This is a genomic window from Cohnella sp. SGD-V74 (assembly GCF_003001675.1).
GTDB lineage: Bacteria > Bacillota > Bacilli > Paenibacillales > Paenibacillaceae > Cohnella.
Genome location: NZ_PVYW01000035.1, coordinates 14,927 through 32,522, shown reverse-complemented (window position 1 = coordinate 32,522; position 17,596 = coordinate 14,927). Strand labels below are relative to the sequence as shown.

General features: G+C 56.7%; 21 protein-coding genes. 8 read left to right on the top strand and 13 right to left on the bottom strand.

The window, feature by feature from the left end; all coding sequences use genetic code 11:
- The first annotated feature begins 292 nt into the window (after positions 1-292).
- Positions 293-1,513 (top strand): MFS transporter, encoded by a 1,221-nt coding sequence (locus tag B0G52_RS34035; RefSeq protein WP_094050890.1) that lies wholly within the window; start codon positions 293-295, stop codon positions 1,511-1,513.
- A gap of 84 nt (positions 1,514-1,597) precedes the next feature.
- On the opposite strand, the gene erm is transcribed toward B0G52_RS34035, so the two are convergent.
- Positions 1,598-2,434, bottom strand: a complete 837-nt coding sequence (gene erm, locus B0G52_RS34030) for a 23S ribosomal RNA methyltransferase Erm (RefSeq protein WP_094050889.1) — start codon at positions 2,432-2,434, stop codon at positions 1,598-1,600.
- A gap of 298 nt (positions 2,435-2,732) precedes the next feature.
- Complete coding sequence (locus tag B0G52_RS34025; protein ID WP_158223992.1) at positions 2,733-3,176, bottom strand: DUF4386 domain-containing protein; 444 nt, start codon at positions 3,174-3,176, stop codon at positions 2,733-2,735.
- A gap of 364 nt (positions 3,177-3,540) precedes the next feature.
- On the opposite strand from B0G52_RS34025, the gene B0G52_RS34020 reads away from it, so the two are divergent.
- The 4 genes from B0G52_RS34020 to B0G52_RS34005 all read left to right on the top strand — a co-directional run bounded on the left by B0G52_RS34020 (position 3,541) and on the right by B0G52_RS34005 (position 6,857).
- Positions 3,541-3,726, top strand: a complete 186-nt coding sequence (locus B0G52_RS34020; protein WP_094050887.1) for a hypothetical protein — start codon at positions 3,541-3,543, stop codon at positions 3,724-3,726.
- A gap of 16 nt (positions 3,727-3,742) precedes the next feature.
- Positions 3,743-5,353: an ABC transporter substrate-binding protein gene (locus B0G52_RS34015; RefSeq protein WP_094050886.1), complete on the top strand. Its 1,611-nt coding sequence runs from the start codon at positions 3,743-3,745 to the stop codon at positions 5,351-5,353.
- Between the two features lie 93 nt (positions 5,354-5,446).
- Entirely contained in the window at positions 5,447-6,436 is a 990-nt protein-coding gene (locus B0G52_RS34010) for an ABC transporter substrate-binding protein (protein WP_233163324.1), read from the top strand.
- Positions 6,437-6,533: 97 nt separating this feature from the next.
- Entirely contained in the window at positions 6,534-6,857 is a 324-nt protein-coding gene (locus tag B0G52_RS34005) for a hypothetical protein (RefSeq protein ID WP_094050884.1), read from the top strand.
- 146 nt (positions 6,858-7,003) lie between these two features.
- Here B0G52_RS34005 and B0G52_RS34000 read toward each other — a convergent pair whose 3' ends face one another.
- Positions 7,004-7,219 (bottom strand): hypothetical protein, encoded by a 216-nt coding sequence (locus tag B0G52_RS34000; RefSeq protein WP_094050883.1) that lies wholly within the window; start codon positions 7,217-7,219, stop codon positions 7,004-7,006.
- A gap of 421 nt (positions 7,220-7,640) precedes the next feature.
- Here B0G52_RS34000 and B0G52_RS33995 point away from each other — a divergent pair, with 421 nt between their 5' ends.
- Genes B0G52_RS33995 through B0G52_RS33985 form a run of 3 tightly spaced genes read left to right on the top strand, consistent with a single transcriptional unit; the run spans position 7,641 to position 10,299 of the window.
- Positions 7,641-8,411 carry an ABC transporter permease gene (locus B0G52_RS33995; RefSeq protein WP_094050882.1) on the top strand — a complete coding sequence of 257 codons (771 nt, stop codon included), beginning with the start codon at positions 7,641-7,643 and terminating at the stop codon, positions 8,409-8,411.
- A gap of 31 nt (positions 8,412-8,442) precedes the next feature.
- Positions 8,443-9,447 carry a taurine ABC transporter substrate-binding protein gene (locus tag B0G52_RS33990; RefSeq protein ID WP_094050881.1) on the top strand — a complete coding sequence of 335 codons (1,005 nt, stop codon included), beginning with the start codon at positions 8,443-8,445 and terminating at the stop codon, positions 9,445-9,447.
- A gap of 15 nt (positions 9,448-9,462) precedes the next feature.
- On the top strand, positions 9,463-10,299 hold the full coding sequence (locus tag B0G52_RS33985) for an ABC transporter ATP-binding protein (RefSeq protein WP_094050880.1): 837 nt from the start codon (positions 9,463-9,465) through the stop codon (positions 10,297-10,299).
- Between the two features lie 68 nt (positions 10,300-10,367).
- Here B0G52_RS33985 and ssuD read toward each other — a convergent pair whose 3' ends face one another.
- The 10 genes from ssuD to B0G52_RS33935 form a co-directional block, all read right to left on the bottom strand.
- Complete coding sequence (gene ssuD / locus B0G52_RS33980) at positions 10,368-11,507, bottom strand: FMNH2-dependent alkanesulfonate monooxygenase (protein ID WP_094050879.1); 1,140 nt, start codon at positions 11,505-11,507, stop codon at positions 10,368-10,370.
- 289 nt (positions 11,508-11,796) lie between these two features.
- Entirely contained in the window at positions 11,797-12,396 is a 600-nt protein-coding gene (locus tag B0G52_RS33975) for a TetR/AcrR family transcriptional regulator (protein WP_094050878.1), read from the bottom strand.
- A 61-nt stretch (positions 12,397-12,457) separates the two neighbouring features.
- Positions 12,458-12,961 (bottom strand): CYTH domain-containing protein, encoded by a 504-nt coding sequence (locus tag B0G52_RS33970; protein ID WP_094050877.1) that lies wholly within the window; start codon positions 12,959-12,961, stop codon positions 12,458-12,460.
- 226 nt (positions 12,962-13,187) lie between these two features.
- On the bottom strand, positions 13,188-13,340 hold the full coding sequence (locus B0G52_RS33965; protein WP_094050876.1) for a DUF1540 domain-containing protein: 153 nt from the start codon (positions 13,338-13,340) through the stop codon (positions 13,188-13,190).
- Positions 13,341-13,593: 253 nt separating this feature from the next.
- Entirely contained in the window at positions 13,594-14,256 is a 663-nt protein-coding gene (locus B0G52_RS33960) for a hypothetical protein (RefSeq protein WP_094050875.1), read from the bottom strand.
- Positions 14,256-14,558 (bottom strand): barstar family protein, encoded by a 303-nt coding sequence (locus B0G52_RS33955; protein WP_094050874.1) that lies wholly within the window; start codon positions 14,556-14,558, stop codon positions 14,256-14,258. Before B0G52_RS33955 ends, B0G52_RS33960 begins: the two co-directional genes overlap by 1 nt.
- Entirely contained in the window at positions 14,558-15,079 is a 522-nt protein-coding gene (locus B0G52_RS33950; protein WP_233163322.1) for a ribonuclease domain-containing protein, read from the bottom strand. Before B0G52_RS33950 ends, B0G52_RS33955 begins: the two co-directional genes overlap by 1 nt.
- A 171-nt stretch (positions 15,080-15,250) precedes the next feature.
- Positions 15,251-16,006, bottom strand: coding sequence for an amino acid ABC transporter ATP-binding protein (locus B0G52_RS33945; RefSeq protein ID WP_094050873.1), 756 nt, complete (start codon positions 16,004-16,006; stop codon positions 15,251-15,253).
- A 13-nt stretch (positions 16,007-16,019) separates the two neighbouring features.
- Positions 16,020-16,688: an amino acid ABC transporter permease gene (locus tag B0G52_RS33940; protein ID WP_094050872.1), complete on the bottom strand. Its 669-nt coding sequence runs from the start codon at positions 16,686-16,688 to the stop codon at positions 16,020-16,022.
- 29 nt (positions 16,689-16,717) lie between these two features.
- Positions 16,718-17,551 (bottom strand): amino acid ABC transporter substrate-binding protein, encoded by an 834-nt coding sequence (locus tag B0G52_RS33935; protein ID WP_094050871.1) that lies wholly within the window; start codon positions 17,549-17,551, stop codon positions 16,718-16,720.
- Positions 17,552-17,596 lie beyond the last annotated feature (45 nt).

Below are 17,596 nucleotides of genomic sequence, written 5' to 3'. Positions count from 1 at the left end.
CCTCGATGCCCATCGACGCTGTAGCACAGAGGCTCGGGGCACTTTCTTGGCCTTGGCGCTCCCCCTCCCCCCAATTCTTGCTGAGACACCATAGTCTTTCTGTTGCAATGTTCCGCCGGCCTTGATACACTGGCAATAGATTTTTTGGGGGTGGCAAAATTGACTCATTCCATGCGTTTACGGTAGTGCCAAAATGAATCGGGCAAGCTCGGCTGTTTTTTCGCGAGGACGGCGGAGGGTTATTTGTGTTTCATTTATGGCATGATCTATAAACGAAGGGATGATTTTTTTAATGTCTGCCAATTGGAAAAAAACGTTTGCTATTCTGTTCTCGGGACAGATCTTCTCTATATTGACGAGCTCCATGGTGCAATTCTCGATCATCTGGCATTTGACGGCCACGACGCAATCGGCGGTCGTGCTGACGATGGCCGGACTGGTCGGTTTTCTGCCGCAAGCGATTCTCGGGCCTTTCATCGGCGTGTGGCTGGACCGCTGGAACCGCAAAATCACGATGATCGCGGCCGACAGCTCAATCGCCTTGTTCAGTCTCATCCTTGGCTTGTACTATTATTTCGGCGATCCCAGTCTGGGATTCGTCTATTTGATTTTGCTGATCCGTTCCGTCGCTTCGGCATTCCATGCTCCCGCCTTGCAGGCGGCCATCCCGCTGCTCGCTCCCGAAGACCAGCTGACCCGGGTGGCGGGTTGGCACCAGATGGTTTTCTCGGTCTCGACGGTCGTCGGCCCCGCGCTCGGCATCGCCGTGTACTCGGCCACCTCTCTGGGCGTCGTATTGTTCCTGGATGTCGTCGGAGCGCTGATCGCCAATCTGATGCTTCTGTTCATCCCCATCCGTCAGCCGAAGCCGGCAGCTCAGGGAGCTCCTCATTTTCTTAACGAGTTCAAGCTGGGATGGCAGACTTTCGTTCAAGCACGTCCGATCGTCATCATTACTGCGGCTACCGCGGTATTCAGCATCGTATTTATGCCTCTGGCCACGCTGTTCCCGTTCATGACGCTGTCCCACTTCGGCCGCGGCGGATACAGCGCCAGCCTGATCGAAGCGGTATTCAGCGTCGGAATGATCCTCGGCGGCTTGTTGCTGGCCGTCCTGGCTTCCAAGTGGAAGGATATTACGTATATTTGCTGGAGCTTGATCGTTATCGGCCTCACCTGCCTGGCGAGCGGGGTTATCGGGCCCGGCGCGTTCTTCGTCTTCGCCGTTCTGTCGTTCCTGATGGGAGCGGCTTCTCCGTTCTTCAACGGTCCTTATATGGCGATGATTCAGAAGGCTTACGCGCCGGAAATGCTGGGACGCGTCATCTCGCTGGTAACCAGCGTCATGCTGCTCGCCTCCCCGATCGGATTGCTGCTCGCCGGACCGCTCGTCGACAGATACGGCATTCAGTCGTGGTTTTTCTGGTCGGGCGTCGTCACGGTGCTGACCGGCGTTCTGCTCATGGCCGGCTTCAAGAAACTGCAGATTGCCGATCCCGCTACCCAACCGTAAGTCCGCAAACGCTCTGCCCTAGCAAAAAGCGCCGATCGAATCTTCCGATTCGATCGGCGCTCTTTTATCCCCGTACGGATAGATCTACCCTTTCGGCCAACGGTGAGGCGCCGCATGCCGGAGCATCGCATGATAGAGCGACGCCCATTGGTCCAGTGTTAACGAAGCAACCGCCTGCTCCGGAGCTACCTTTGCGTTCTTGCACGCCGTACTTAACTGAGCCGGAGTAAAAATCCCCTTAAACGCATCCGACGCCACCCGCCTCGGTTCGCTTAAAGCGTATGCCGCAAATGCGATGAATCTCTTCCCCTCTGTAACGGATATTAACGGACAAGGTCTGCGGGCAATTCGCACGATCGCCGCATCGACACGCGGAGGCGGGGCGAAATGCGTCCGAGGCACTGCCGTTCCCATTTCAAATTCGAAAATCATTCTCCACATCAACAGACGCGGGTCCAACGTAACGGGTTGCGTGAACCTTCGTGCCGCTCCATGCTCCAAAATGAAGGCGCCTCTTTGAAAGGCTCTTCCTTCGCTGCCCAGCAGCTTTGCAAGAATGGCCGTCGTGATGGAAAACGGAAGGTTCGCCACTACGGAAAACGGCCTGGCGGGCAACCGCACTTCCCTGATGTCGCCTTGGATAACCGTGATTTGGGGATACGGCTTCGCTTTGGCGCGCAGGGTGTTGGCGAAATCCGCGTCTACTTCCACCGCCAGCACTTTGCCGGCTATTTCGGCAACCGGGAAGGTGAGAACTCCCCGGCCGGCGCCGATCTCCAGAACGGTGTCGGTCGGCTGAAGGCTCGCCGCCTCAATCAGCCGTTGGATCGTTTTCGGATTGTGCAGCAGATGCTGCCCTGTAAAATTGGGGCCCGATTTGCATTTTCTTATCGTCCGATGCTTCTTGTTATGTCTGCGCATAGACAGATTCCTCCCTAGGTTGAATGACAAAAAACCGCAGGCGTATGCCTGCGGCGGAACTACGGTACCAGGGAGGAGCTATTGCGCGCATTCGAATAAACCATATCCTCGAAACGACAAGGAAAATAGTTGGACGGATTTCAATTGCATAGACGAATAAACGCCTCTTCTTGAGCACGCAAAAAAGAGACAGACGCGCTGTCCCCACATGATCCACCTATGCAGCAGGATATCCTAAAATGGGCAGTCCGATTCCGTTTTGCTCCGCACGCAGGCAGAGCCTTTGTTCACTATTTAGTTAGTGGCACAAAGCGACAAAACGCAATCTGACAAAATTAATAACACCCATAGCAGGACAACCCTCCGTTCCTCGAATTGAAGCTATTGTAGCATAGTATTTATTCCGTTTACAATGTTTGGTCTTTGGGTTCGAGTATGTCATGGCGTCCCGTACGAAGGACAGCGGTCCGAACGCGCGGAACGCTACGTAGCCCAACGCGATTTTCTCATTGCAAAGCTTCAGAATCGGGAACAAAGCGATGGCAATCCCGACGACGGCGGCGGAATTCAGGAGCTCGAGCAGCACCCCAAGGATGACTCGATCCCGGTTGTCAGCCGCATGCGCGAGATAATCGGAAGTGCCCGCAGCGGATTCGGTCAGAGCATTTCCCGGCATGTACGCGGCCGTAGCCGCCAAAAACAATGCGCCCGCTACGGCCGCCGATTTTCTATACGTCTTCATGATTTCCCTCCCGGCAATGTGCGGACGGAGCCGCATTCGATCATCCGCATTGTAGCCGAGGACGGCTTGATCTTGTAGCTGCGAAAGTATCGACGTGGAAGAAACTCGCTGTTACGCCCCCCCCCATGTTGTCAGGTTAAGCGCCGGGAGGCCCCGAGGCCAATAAAGTGCCTTGGCAGTACATTCCTGGGGCAGTTCCTGACAACATTGCCCCCCTCCCCCGTCTTTTCCGTGCAAAAAGTCGCAACTTTCATCCATTGCCGCTTCCGAAGAGCTCGGTGTAATCTAAATTGGCGAAAAAAAAGATAATGATAATCATTATCACATGTTGTAAAGTACAGATAGAACAGGAGAATGGAACCCCATGAACCAGACTGCCGTCGCTCATATCGAAGAACGCTTTATTTCTCGCGCTGATTATTTTGCTTGCCGCTTGCAGCCCATCGGCCGCGCAATCGCCCGCCGAAGCCTGGAATTTGGACGACGCGTTAACGAGCCGATTGACGCTGGAGCATTTTCCCGACCTATGGTGCTAGAGATTATCCGATAGAGGAGTGCAATACGCTATGACGCACAGTCCTTCAGCCCCTTCTCCGACATCGCATGCGCCGCATCCCTTCGCCATCCCTTTGCGAATCGCCGGGCTGACCGAGTATGCGGAGTCTGGATGCGCAGTGCCCGTGCCGGGCCGCTCGCAGCTCCTGATCGTATGGGGAGGCAAGGGAAACGTGCATCTCTACGAGCAGCCGCACCCGGCGGCTCGCGGCTTTGCGTTGCTTGGCCGTTCCTCCTCGCAGGCCATTGGTCTCAATCCCGCCGACTCCCTCCAGGGAGTTCACATCGAATTCGCTCACTATCCGTTAGGCAGCGCAGCCGATCAAGAGTTCGACCCGGAATTTGAAAAGCTGTCGCCCTGCTCGACCGTGTGCATGAGATTGGCTGCCGAGCTGTACGCCGCATGGAAGGAGCAGCCCAGCGAGGCCGAGCCTTACCGGGCGCAGCTGCTGTTCAGCCGATTGATGTCCGAGCTTCATCAGGAGCTGGCGACGGCTCGGGACGCGTCCGACGATTGGCTGTCCCAGGCCGTGCAGTTCATCGAAGCCAATTACAACGAGGATCTGACGAGGGAGCAATTGGCGGAGCGCGCGAACGTCAGCCCCGAGCATTTCTCCCGCGCGTTCCGCAAGCATACCGGCCGAACCTTCATCGATTATTTGACGATGCTGCGGATACGCAATGCCCAAAGCCGCATTCTCGTGGAAAATACCGCAATGAACGCGCTGGCGCCTCAAGTCGGATTCAAAGAAGGTCTGTACTTGAGCCGCAAATTCAAGGATGTCGTCGGCATGTCCCCGACCGCCTTCAGGCGCAAGCCCAAGCGGATCGCTGCGCTGAATCTGAATCATACCGGCATTCTGCTGGCGCTCGGTCAAACTCCGGAGCTTGGCGTCTATACCTCCTGGCTGGAGCAAAACAAAGCGCATGCGAAACCCGGCGTCTCGCTGAACCCTTACGGGCATACTTCCTCCACCTTGTACGAGGCGGTGGCCGAAGCGAATCCGGATATGATTATCCATTACAGCACCGCTGCGGAAAACAGGAGCCTGCTTCCTCTCGCCCCTGTCATCGAGCTGCCGTTTCGCACGATGAGCTGGCGGGAACAGTTGCTGACAATCGCCGGTATGCTGGACAAATTGCAGGAAGCTCAGCAATGGCTGGCCCGTTATGACGAACAGGTCGACCGGATCAATCGGGCTTTGGACGAGAGACTGGGCCGAAGAGGCACCGCTATCGTATGGGAGATCGCAGGGGACAAAGCGTACGCGTGCAGCGGGAGCTACGGAAGAGGCGCGCACATCTTGTACGGCGACCTTGGCTTCCGCCCTCCCGAACGGGACTGGTTGTCCCATGGCTATGTAGAGACCAAGGTCGAGGAGCTATACTCGCACAAGGCCGACCATATTTTCATCACGGGAACGCCCTCCTGTCCGGAATCTCGCCCGTATCTTCAGCGCTTGTTGCGATCCTCGCAGTGGTCGGGTCTGGAGGCCGTTCGCGGCAAGCGACTCCATTGGCTGCATGATTCCATTCTCTTCTGCGGCTACGATCCGCTCTCTACGCAAGCCCAGCTGAACCTATTGGCGCGCCGGCTGCTGCCTGATCACAAATTTGCATGAACGAATGTCATTTCCGCTCGTAGTCGAACGGACGGATACCTTGTATAGTTTCATTGAGAATCATTATCGATTGAATACTGGAGGGTATCCGCATTGCTGTACCGTTATGTAACCTCGTCTAAAGTCGCTTTTGTTGCAGCCGCACTGTGTCTCTTGCTTCTCGCCGCCTGCAGCTCGAACAACGCAGCCCCCGCAGCGTCCTCGCCGACAGCTTCCGAGTCCGCCAAGCTGCCTGCTTCGGAAAGCCCGTCCGCAGAGCCGGAATATAAGACGATCGACACCGTGAACGGAGCCATTCAAATTCCGCTTCATCCCAAGCGTATCGTCGCCGAGGAATACTTGGGCAGCCTGATCGCCTTGAACGTGATTCCTGTCGGAGCTCCGGGCCTGACGCTGCAAAATTACTACTTCAAGGAGGCGCTCTCCGGCGTAGCCGATTCGGGAACGTATGGCTCTCCTTCCCCCGAAGTGATCGCCAGCCTGAACCCGGATCTCATCATTATCGGCAACAAGGATCAGTACGAGGCATTAAGCAAAATCGCTCCGACTCTGACGGTTCCCTACGGCGAATTAAAGAATGCCCACGAGGAGCTGGTCTTCTTCGGCAAGGTGCTGGGCAAGGAAAAGGAAGCGGAAGCATGGCTGGAGGAATACGACCGCCGAATCGCGGAAGCCAAAGCCAAGGTAGACGCGGTTATTCCGGCCGATGCCTCCTTCTCAATCATCGAGAGCACCGCCAAGTCGATCTACGTCTATGGAGACAACTTCGGCAGAGGCGGACAGCCCGTCTATCAAGCCTTGGGACGCAAGCCTCCCGCTGCGGTCGCCGAGCAGATCATGGAGAAGCAGTGGGCGGAGATCTCTCCCGAGATGATTGACGAGTATGCGGGGGACTACATCGTGCTGACGGCCAACGGCCGCACCGTCGAAGATTTCAAGAATGATCCGGTCTGGAGCAGCATTCCGGCGGTGAAGAACGATCGCCTGTATGTCTGGCCGGAAGAGCGTTCGTGGTACTACGATCCGATAGCGGTGCTCACCCAGACAGAAGAGCTTGTGTCCTGGCTGACGAAAGAAAAATAGAAGATGCCGCTTCGACTTTTAATCCGCCGCTTGTAATTCTTATAATTCCGAGTATAATAGTATGTATAAGAGATGCAAACGAAAGAAGGCGCTTCTTATGCGTACTAGCCAGCAACGCGAGATTTGGTTAAACGACCATCTGGACCTGTACAATTATGCTTGCGAGATCGGAGACTCCGATTGGCAAGAGGAACTGATGGCCACGATTCGCAACGGTCCTCCCTCCGAGAGCGACGAGACCGATCGCGAAGAACGCCAACGGAAATTATGGCAGGAGTATCACGTTCTTAATAACAAATTGCTGGAATTATTCTCGCTGCTTAAGACGAGCAAATCGGACTTCGAAGCGCAGGGCATTCTTCGGTTAATGTGGGCTTTAAAGAGCAGGAGGCTGGAAGTCGGCCGCCGTCTGGTATTATAGAGGATGGGCTTGGAATGGCATGCAGGAGACTGCTCTGCCATGGATAAGTAGGGGATAACCGGGAGCATACACGCGAGTGTTCTGCCGTAAAGCTATCGCCGATCGAATCTGGGAAATTCGGTCTGCGAGCGGGAGCCAGGCTTGTCTTACATCGCCGCTTGCTTGGCTTCCGTCATCATCCTCATCATCTTGGTCATCATCTCGTCGCATTGCTGCATGCATTTCATCATCATGTCCATATCCATGCAAGCCATCATGTCCTCGGATTTCATGCCTTCCATCATCGTCATCATGCCGTCCATACGCGTCATCACGTCCTGCATGCACATCGTCATCATCATGTTCATCGCCATTTTCTCCATTTTCTGCTCACCGCCTCTTCTCCATAATTTACCTACTTTTCGAAGATACTATAATCTAGCAACGGGGTCAAGATTTTTCTTGATTTTTCCATCGGCTTATGTTATCATACTAAACTTACTAGATTGGTAGGTTTACTCGCGATGTTATCCTCCTCTGGCTGCCCCTCTCCGTTCTATGCCCTCTCCCCATCCGGAAAAAACCACTATCGGCTTCAAAAGGATTAAATCCCGATTGACTAAGTTGGATTGTGCTGGTAACATCATTTTTAACGGTGAATGAATATTCACGTTGTGAACGATCGACCGGATAACCGGAGACTTCCTCTTCAATTTTCGCCGGCCAACGCGGCGAAGGGGTTTCTCGCGTCTAATATTCATATTTTACCCATGTGTTTACTGAGAATGGAGGGGTGTCCGAGTTATGTTCACGCGTCACTGGCGACTGTCCGTCGCCGCGATCGCGGCCGCCCTCGCCTTGTGGTGGGGAGTAACGAAGCTCGAATGGGTCAATCCGCTGTTCGTGCCCTCGCCGGCTTCCGTATGGAACGCTTTTGTGGAAATCTGCCGGGAAGGGTATAAGGGCAGCTCCCTGCTGGTCCATGCCGGAGCCAGCTTGAAGCGGCTCGGAACGGCATTCCTGATTATTCTGGCCACGGCCATTCCGCTCGGATTAATCAGCGGTTTCTTCATCCGGGTACGCGCGCTGGTCGAACCGTTCATCGAGTTTTATCGGCCGCTTCCTCCGCTAGCGTACTATACGCTGCTGGTGCTGTGGCTGGGGATCGGCGACTCGTCGAAGATCGCCCTTCTGACGCTGGCCGGATTCGCGCCCCTGTACATCGCCGTCGCCTCCGGCGTCGTCAGAATCCCCCAAGACCGTATCAACGGAGCTCGATCGCTGGGCGCTTCGCGAGCCCGACTGTTCACGCGCGTCATCTTCCCTTCCTGCCTGCCCGATATTTTCACAGGTGTCCGCACCGCGCTGGGGATGACGTACACGACGCTCGTCGCCGCCGAGATGGTGGCCGCGGAATCCGGGCTCGGCTGGATGGTGTTGGACGCCAGCAAGTTTCTGCGCAGCGACGTTATTTTCGTAGGAATCATTCTGATGGGCGTCATCGCCGTTCTGATCGACTTATCAATTCGCTGGCTGGAACGCTCCCAAGTCCCGTGGATCGGCAAAGATTCTTAATGCACACTCGAAACGAAGGAGAGAAGAACTCATGTCCAAATGGAAAAAATGGCCCGCTCTCGCCGCAGGCGTCCTTGCGATCGCGCTAGTTCTCGGAGGCTGCAGCAGTTCAAGCGGAGGCAAGCTGCCTAAAGAAGTGACGATCGGCTACCAGATCATCCCCAACGCGGAGCTGCTCGTCAAGACGAAAGGGCTCGCGGAGAAGCAATTTCCGGATACGCGGATCAACTGGAAGGCGTTCGATTCCGGACGCGACGTGAACACCGCCATCGCCTCCGGCAGCATCGATCTCGGGCTGGCAGGCTCCGTTCCCGTCTCTATCGGAGTCGCCAACAAGCTGCCGTACAAAGTCTACTTCCTGCACGATATTATCGGCGATGCCGAATCGCTCGCCGTTCGCAACGAGTCCAACATCGCCAGCGTGAAGGACCTGCAAGGCAAGAAGGTAGCTACGCCGTTCGGCTCCACCGCGCACTTCAGCCTGTTGTCCGCGCTTAAGCTGGAAGGCGTCGATCCGAAGACGGTCACGATCCTCGACTTGCAGCCGCAGGACATTCTCGCCGCCTGGCAGCGCAAGGACATCGACGCCGCATTCGTCTGGAATCCCGTACTGGCGAAGCTCACGGCCGAAGGCGGAAGCGTCGTCGTCTCCGCCCAGCAGTTGGCCGACCAGGGAGCCATTACCGCGGATGTCGGCATCGTCCGCGCCAAGTTCGCGGAGGACTACCCGGAATTCGTCAAGCAGTACGTGTCGGTGCTGGACAGCGCCGTGCAGGCTTACCGGGATAATCCGGACGATGTCGCCGCGACGCTGGCCCCGATTCTCAGCACCGACAAAGACGACGCGCTCGCTCAGACCAAGCAGCTCGTCTGGCTGACCTCGGCGGAGCAGGCCGATGCGAAGTACCTTGGCACCGAGAAAGATAAGAGCGGCTTTGCCGACGTATTGAGGCAGACGGGGGAGTTTCTCGTCGAGCAGAAGCAGATCCCCGCCGCTCCGGAGCTGTCCGTCTATCAGGAAGCGATACTCCGCTAAGAGGAGGCGAACCCCATGACGTTATCCGGCATCGCGATTACGATGACCGATCGGGGAGAGGCTCTCGCCTCTCCCTCTTCTCCGGCATCTCCGCCCGTCGTATCCGTTCAAGGCGTCGACTTGACGTACGGTCGCGGCAAGAGCGCCAAGCAAGTGCTGTCCGATATCTCCCTCGACATCGGAGAAGGAGAGTTCGTGGTTGCGCTTGGCGCGTCGGGCAGCGGTAAAACATCGCTTCTCCGGCTGCTGGCCGGATACGAGCGCGCGAGTGCGGGCCGCATCGATATTCTGGACGCGGCCGCCGGAGCGCCGCGGCCCGAGGTCGGCGTCGTCTTCCAGCACGCCAATCTGTTTCCCTGGCTCACGATCCGACGCAACGCGGAATTCGGACTTCTGATGCAGCGCGTCGGCAAGCGGGAGAGAGAGCGAATCGCTGCCGAGACGATCGCGCAGGTCGGTCTGGGCGACTACGGCCACTACCTCCCTTACCAGTTGTCCGGAGGCATGAAGCAGCGGGCCGCCATCGCCCGAACCCTCGCTGCCGATCCGCGAATCGTGCTGATGGATGAGCCTTTCGGAGCGCTCGACGCGATCACCCGCGAGCATCTGCAATCTCTCGTCAAGTCGCTGTGGCAGCAGAAGCGGCGTACCTTCTTCTTCATCACGCACGACGTCGACGAAGCTCTCTATCTCGGTACCCGCATCATCGTCCTGAACGGCTCGCCCGCCCGAATCGGCACGGACAGGCCGAACCCGCTGTCCGGCGAGGCGGACAGCGTAACCCGCCTCAGACAAATCCCGGGTTACGCGGCCGAACGAGAATTTCTGCTGGCGTCCTTGGAGAGCCCGTGACGTGAACGTACAAAGCCCCTTCTTGCCCCGCGCAGCGTCGCGGAGCCCGGAAGGGGCTTTGTTGCGGATCAATGGCTGCCGGCGTTTCGTTCTCCCGGCTTGTAGTGATAGGCGACAATCTCTCCCCGCGCAGCGACGGCGGAATTACCGTCCCCCGCGGCAGGACGCAGCAGCGGGAATAACAGCTCGGAGACACGGTAGGCTTCCTCCAGGTGGGGATACCCGGACAGAATGAACATCTCGATACCCAGGGCGGCGTATTCCCGTATTCGTTCCGCCACGTTGTCCGGTGAACCGACGAGCGCCGTTCCCGCTCCGCCGCGGACCAGACCGATGCCCGCCCACAGATTCGGCCCGACCATCAGACGCGACCGGTCCCCGCCGTGCAGCTCCGCCATGCGCTGCTGCCCGTGCGAATCCATCCGCGCGTAGATCTCCTGCGCCTGCTTGATCGTCTCGTCATCGACGTGCCGGATCAGTTCGTCCGCCGCTTGCCACGCTTCGTCTTCCGTCTCTCTCACGATCACGTGCAGGCGCATGCCGAACTTGATCTCGCGCCCCGCTGCAGCAGCCCGTTCACGGACGCGTTCGATTTTCTCCTTCGCCTGCTCGAGCGGCTCTCCCCACGTTAAATACAGATCGGCATGATTAATCGCCGTCTCGATCGCGGCGGGAGACGAACCTCCGAAGTAGACCGGCGGATGAGGCCGTTGATAAGGCGGATAGAAGTTGTAGGACTTCTTCAGCCGAATGTGCTCGCCTTCAAGATCGACTTGTTCCTGCTGCAGCAGCTTCCTCCAAGCGGTCATGAATTCGTCCGTCAGAGCGTACCTCTCATCATGGCCCAGGAACACCCCGTCGGCCTCCAGTTCCTCCGGGTCGCCGCCCGCGACGACATTGATCAGAAGCCGCCCGCGCGAATGCCGGTCGAAGCTCGATGCCATTCTCGCGGCCAGTGCCGGAGACATGAGGCCCGGACGAACGGCAATGAGAAACTTCAGCCTCTCCGTAGCCGGAACCAGCATCGACGCCAGCACCCACGAGTCTTCGCAAGATCTCCCCGTAGGCAAGAGCACGCCTTCGTAACCCAGATCGTCCGCCGCCATCGCCACTTGCCTGTAATAGGAGATCGTCGCATTTCTCGCCCCCGTATCCGTGCCGACGTAACGCCCGTCTCCATAGGTCGGAATAAACCAGAAAAAGTTCATGCAGCTCACCTGCCCTCCACATAGCGAATATTTATTCACTATGTGGTTTAGCTTAAAATAATTTTTCCTATAAGTCAACTATGAATTGACAAGGCGCAGGAGAATGCAACGTACACGTAAACGCGAAAAAAGGCTGTCCCCTAAGTAGGGACGTACAAAATTATCGATGAAAAAGAAGGGCATCTATCTCCTGGAGACTGCCTCAGATGCCCATTACCATTCACCTATCGATAATTGTTCAGTACGTCTCTTTTACTTTCGGGACAGCTCGCAACGTCCGGGCCGGTCTCTATTCCGTTTTGCGAAGCAGCAAGCGCATCGAATTTTCCGCGATTCCCGCCGTCAGTTCGGGGGTATCCGGAATATCGTGCAGGGTCAACCCCTCCATCAAGGAGACATAGATCAGCGCCAGCTCCATCGCGTCTCCGGATACGAACTCACCGGCAAGCTGCCCCTCCTCGATGATCGCGGCGATCGGTCTCAGGTTGTCGATAAACTTGGCGCTGACCGCCTTCTTCAGCCGTTCCGGAACCGCTTCGGACGTGCGGGCGTACTGCAGCAGAATGGTGATCGCCCATTCCCGCATGGCAATCCAGCGCTCGGTATACCACATCAGCTTGTCCGACGGCGTGCCCGGCTGTCGCAACGCTTCCTCGGCGAATTCCCGATACTCCTTCTGCCCTCTATGCACAAGCGCTTCGAAAATCTCTTCTTTGGACACGAAGTATTTGTAGACGTTGCCGACGCTGACGCCCGCCGTCTGCGCGATGTCCGACACCTTCGTCCCGGCAAGGCCCCGGCGGGCGATGACCGTCAGCGCCGAATCGAGAATTTGCCGGCTTCGTTCCTCTCTCAATTGCTGATCTCTGACCCGATTTCTAGGCGACACGTCCGATCCGAACCTCCTCGACTTGCTCCCTCTCCGACTGCGGACGGCTTCGCGCGTTTATTTATTTCGCGAGTCCTGCCTGGAGATTTCTCCATACCGTCTTGTTGCTGTACTGCTTCGTCGAGCTGATATCGGGACCGAACCAACCGGGCGCCCGGAAGCTCTCGGCCTCTTCCTCCGATTCGAATTCGACCTCCAGCACTCTAAGCTCGACTTGGTCGTACGTATCGATCTCGACGGTCGTGCCGCTCCAATCCGCCGTCGTTCTTATCTTCGTCAACGGAATCGCTCCCGAAGCCTGAATGAGCTGCTCGTACAGGCTTTCCGAGATCGAATATTCGATCTCTTCACGCACGAGGCCGTTGCCCCTCTTGAACGTATGCGTAAACTCGTGCTCTCCCGAAGCCAAGTCTTTGATCTTCCGGACTCTCAGCTCCTGGGTGTCGTCCATCGCAAGGTAGGTTTGCTCGATTCGCTGCTCCTTGATCAGAACAAGCTCGCCTTCTCTTACAAGGGTGTCGGGGAACTCCGTCATCAGAAACTTTCTTTCGATTTCCTTGGCCATCTGCAAGTGCCTCCATTACTGCAAAGATGCGTAATCCGTTCCGAATGCTCGCGCCGCTTCTTCCTTCCATTATAGCACATCCCTTAACGCGTTCCCCTGAGGGAGCCTTCGAATCGGGAATCGGGCAATTAGATAAAAAGCTTGATAATAATTATCATTATTGTTAAAATAAAAAGGCAAGAGAGCTCGGCAAAGCCCTCTCGCCTTAAAGCAGGATGAACAACGATTATTTCACTTCGAAGGTGACGCAATCCGTTTCAGCAGAGCGATCCGCTTCCTTAACGCTGTTGCTTACGATCTTGATCGAAGCGGCGTTGCAGCGATTCTGTTCTGCCCAGAACCGGCAGGAATTCACTTCGCAAAGCACGTCTTTAGCCATGGAGATTCACCTCCTTGTTCAAGTTAAACGACCGTGCGCATCGAAGCCGATTTCGAGCAAGGTGACGCTTGTCCGAAATGAATTCGCCCCTAATCTCTAACCGTAGAGAGTAGGGTTATTTTGCGTTTCAGCCGTTATATACCCCTATATTAACAAAACGACGCTTAAGAGGCAACTGGAGTCTGCTCCGGAAGACGCGACGCTTCCCACGCGGAGCGCCCCGTAATCCATTCGCATCCGACGTCGACCGACATCACGAATCCCGGATGCGGCCGACATTGCGGTTCATCAGATGCCGGACGATTCGCCGGTAGATCGCCCTTCGGACCGGACTCAGCTTCTGCCGATGAACCGAGAAGAAGGCGTCCGGACTGTCGAAGATACCGAAATCCCGCACGATTCCTCCCTTCTGCACGTACGTATCGTTGCCGTCCCAATAGATTTGCGGATTCCGGAAGTTGAGAAATCGGATCACCTCTCCGACTCTGGGATCGGCAGCGTCGGGCAGAGCATATTCGACTTCGAATCGCTCCATGAGTCCCGCAAAGAAAGTCTCATAGCTTTCACAGTCCGCGACCGACCGATATTCGCTCTGTACGAAGGACGCGACGGACCGCTGCGCTTCCCCGGAAAGCTCGGCATACCCGCTCCCGGCGATCATTCGCTTAAAGCTCGCGGCCAAAGCGGAAGTGCCGTCCATGAGCAGCAGCAGGAGCGGCCGCCCCAACCCGTCCAATCGGTGCCCGACGTTAGAATCGACAACGATTCCAACCGTCTCCAGGCTCTGCCCCCCGATCTGAATCTCGAACGCCCCCTCCAGCGCTACCGTCACCTGAACGAAAGAATGCCGATGCTCGTCGGCCTCGATCGCATCGCTCAGCACCAGCAGATGATGATCGGCTCCGTACAGATTCATCAAGTTCGAGTACCTCCGTGCTCCGCCCCCTCTTGGACATACACGAAGCGAACGTCGTCGTACTCCTCCGCGGCTTCCCGGAATACGTCCAGAATGGCGGAATAGCGCTCCCCTTCGTCGGAGTCGGAGTCGGCCACCCACCGGATCTCGACAGGACGCGACAGGTACCCGGTTACGCAATCCCATAGCGCATCAAGGTTGCGACCGTAGGTCTCGGGCAGCTCCAGCTCCCGCTTCAACCATTCGTGCACGTCTTCATGACGATCCGCTTCCGACTGTCTCAGTTCGATCGTTGTGCTCATCAAGGGTCCGGACCTCCTTCCGTAATATCGGTGAACGACCGGTAATGGTCGGTCGTCATATAGATCAATCCGTCATTCGAGAATACGATCCGATCCGCACCCCTCGTTCCGCCTTCATAGTTGATATCCGCCTCGTACCAGATCCGGTTTTTCTCCTTGGGCAGCAGCCCCTCCCGATTGCCGAAGCGATCGCCTCCGATGCTCTTGCCCGGCGCCACCTTGCCCAGGTTGCCCTCGGAGGGTACCCATCCCAGCCGTTCCGCTTCCTTCTTCGTTATGAAATTGTCCGGAAGCGTTCCGTAACTTCGGATGTAATCGGCGACTTCCTTAAAACCGGTGAGCGGAGCTTGCCGGGAAACGTCTCGCGTCCCGGGAGCCTCCGCCGAATGAGACGCGATTCCTTGCGGCGAATCGACGCCGATCTGCCCGCAGCCTGCCAGCAGCATCGTAATCGCCGCCACGATCGCGGCTAACGCCGGAACCGCGAAGCGCCTCCATGCTTTCCTGATTCGTTCGCTCATCTTATCTCCTTGTCTATGCCTCTCGAGCTATTTTCAGGAATCCGACCGGATCCCTGTTCTTATCATAGACATAACTTTCTTCGGGGGAAAGAGAGAACAATCGCAGAACAACGGCCAGGCCCCGATCGAATCGTCTTCGATCAGGACCTGGCCGTTAGGGGGTGTTCGTCGTCATTCCTCCGACTTTCCGTGCAGACGATTGAGAAATTGTACGGCTCGCGGAGTCTTCGGATGATGAAGCACCTCTTGAGGAGATCCTTGCTCGATGATCTGCCCGTCGTCCATGAGAAGAACGTGATCGGCCACATCCGCGGCAAATTTCATTTCGTGCGTCACGATGGCCATCGTCATCCCTTCAGCGGCCAGCTGCTTCATCACCTTCAGCACCTCCCCGACTAATTCGGGGTCCAGCGCCGAGGTCGGCTCATCGAACAACAGCACCTGCGGGTCGACCGCCATGGCGCGCGCGATGGCCACCCGCTGCTGTTGTCCTCCGGACAGCTTATGCGGGTAGGAATCGGCTTTGTCCGCCAGCCCCACCTTCGCCAGTTGCGCCTTCGCCCGCGCTCTGGCCTCGCTTTTGCTCCTCTTCTGCACGGTCACTTGCGCTTCGATTACATTTTCGAGAGCGGTCATGTGCGGAAACAAATTCAGAGACTGGAATACCATCCCCGTAGCTTTGCGCAGCGCGATAACGTCCTTCCCGGATATTCGGGCGCCCTCGCGAAACTCGAAGGCGTGATCTCCAAGTTTAATCGAACCCCGGTCGGGCATCTCCAGCAGGTTGAAGCAGCGAAGCAGAGTCGACTTGCCGGAGCCGGAAGGACCGATGATCACGAGCACCTTGCCCTTCGGGAGACTGACGTCGATCCCCTTCAACACCTCGTGAGAACCGAAAGACTTATGCAATCCGCGAATTTCGATCATCGCGCCGCCTCCTCTACACAGCGGAGAAACGTTCCAACCGCTTCTCCAGACGATGCTGCAGCACCGACAGAACAGTGCTGAACGCCAAGTAAATGACCGCCGCTTCGCTGTACAAGATTAACGGCTCGTAGTACAAAGCGACATACTCCTGCGACTTGCGGAACATCTCCGAGAAAGTAATGACGGACACGAGCGACGTGTCCTTCACCAGAGCGATAAAGGAGTTCCCGAACGGAGGCACGGACACGCGCGCCGCTTGCGGAAGAATAATCCGCCTTAAGGCTTGCGTGCGCGACATGCCAAGCGAATATGCCGCCTCCCACTGTCCCCTCTGAATCGACAATACCGCCGCTCGCGCGATTTCCGAGCCATAGGCGCCCACGCTGAGCGACAGTCCGATAACGGCGGATACATATGGACTTAGAATGATACCCGCGCTGGGCAAGCCATAAAAAATAATAAACAGCTGGACCAGAAGGGGCGTTCCCCGGATGACCCACACGTAGAAGCTTGCGATAAACTTGGGGACCATCCAGTCGGACAGCCGGACCAGCGCTGTGATTACGGCGATAATCAAGCCCAGCGCGAAAGTAATCAGAGTGAGCGGGAGAGTGTAAATAACCCCTGCTTCCAACAGGGGCCAGAAAGTATCCTTGATAATCTGAATCTGACGATCGTCCATCGTTCCCTGCACCCTTTGTAATGCCATTTTTATTTGGACACGTCCGCCCCGAAGTATTTCTCGGAGATCGTCATGTAGGTTCCGTCGCTCTTGATCGCGGCCAGCGCTTCATTTACCGCTTGGACCAAGTCGTCATTGCCCTTCCGGAACAACGCGGCGCTGGAGGAAGCTTCGTCCGTCTCGTCTACCGCTTTGATTTTCACGTCCGGCCTTTGCTTCTTCAGATCGAGGAAAGACAAGTTGTCGTTGATGGTCGCGTCCGCCCGCTTCGACAGCAGCAGATCGACCGCCTGGTTGAAGCCTTCCGTGCCTACGATCTCGGCTCCGTTCGCCTGGGCGATGTCCTTCAGATTGCTCGTCAGCGATTGGGCGGACTTCTTCCCCTTCAAATCCGCCAGCTTCTTGATCTCCTTGTTGTCTTCATGAACGAGGAGCACCGCTTTGGAGACGATGTACGGATCGGAGAAATCGTATTTCTCCTTGCGGTCGTCCCGGATGGCGACTTCGTTAAACACCGCGTCGAATCTCTTGGAATCCAGTCCGGCAAAAATACCGTCCCACGGCGTCTCGATAAAATCGGCCTCGACTCCGAGGCGTTCGCAGATCGCTCGCGCGATCTCCACGTCGAATCCGACCAACCGTCCGTCTTTGTCGTGATAGGTGAAAGGCGCATAGGTGCCTTCCGTGCCGATCTTCAGCTTTCCGCTCGCCTTGATCGCTCCGAGAACGCCTTGCGTGGAAGGACTTGAAGGAGCGGACGAATCGGCGGGCGCCGGGGACGCGGAATCCGGCTTGTTGCCGCATGCCCCCAGCAATAGAGCGATCAGCGCGAGCAAGCAGACTAACGGATACGTTCTTCTCACCGCGAAAAATCTCCTTTCCGTGAAAAAACCGGCATTTTGAATTGA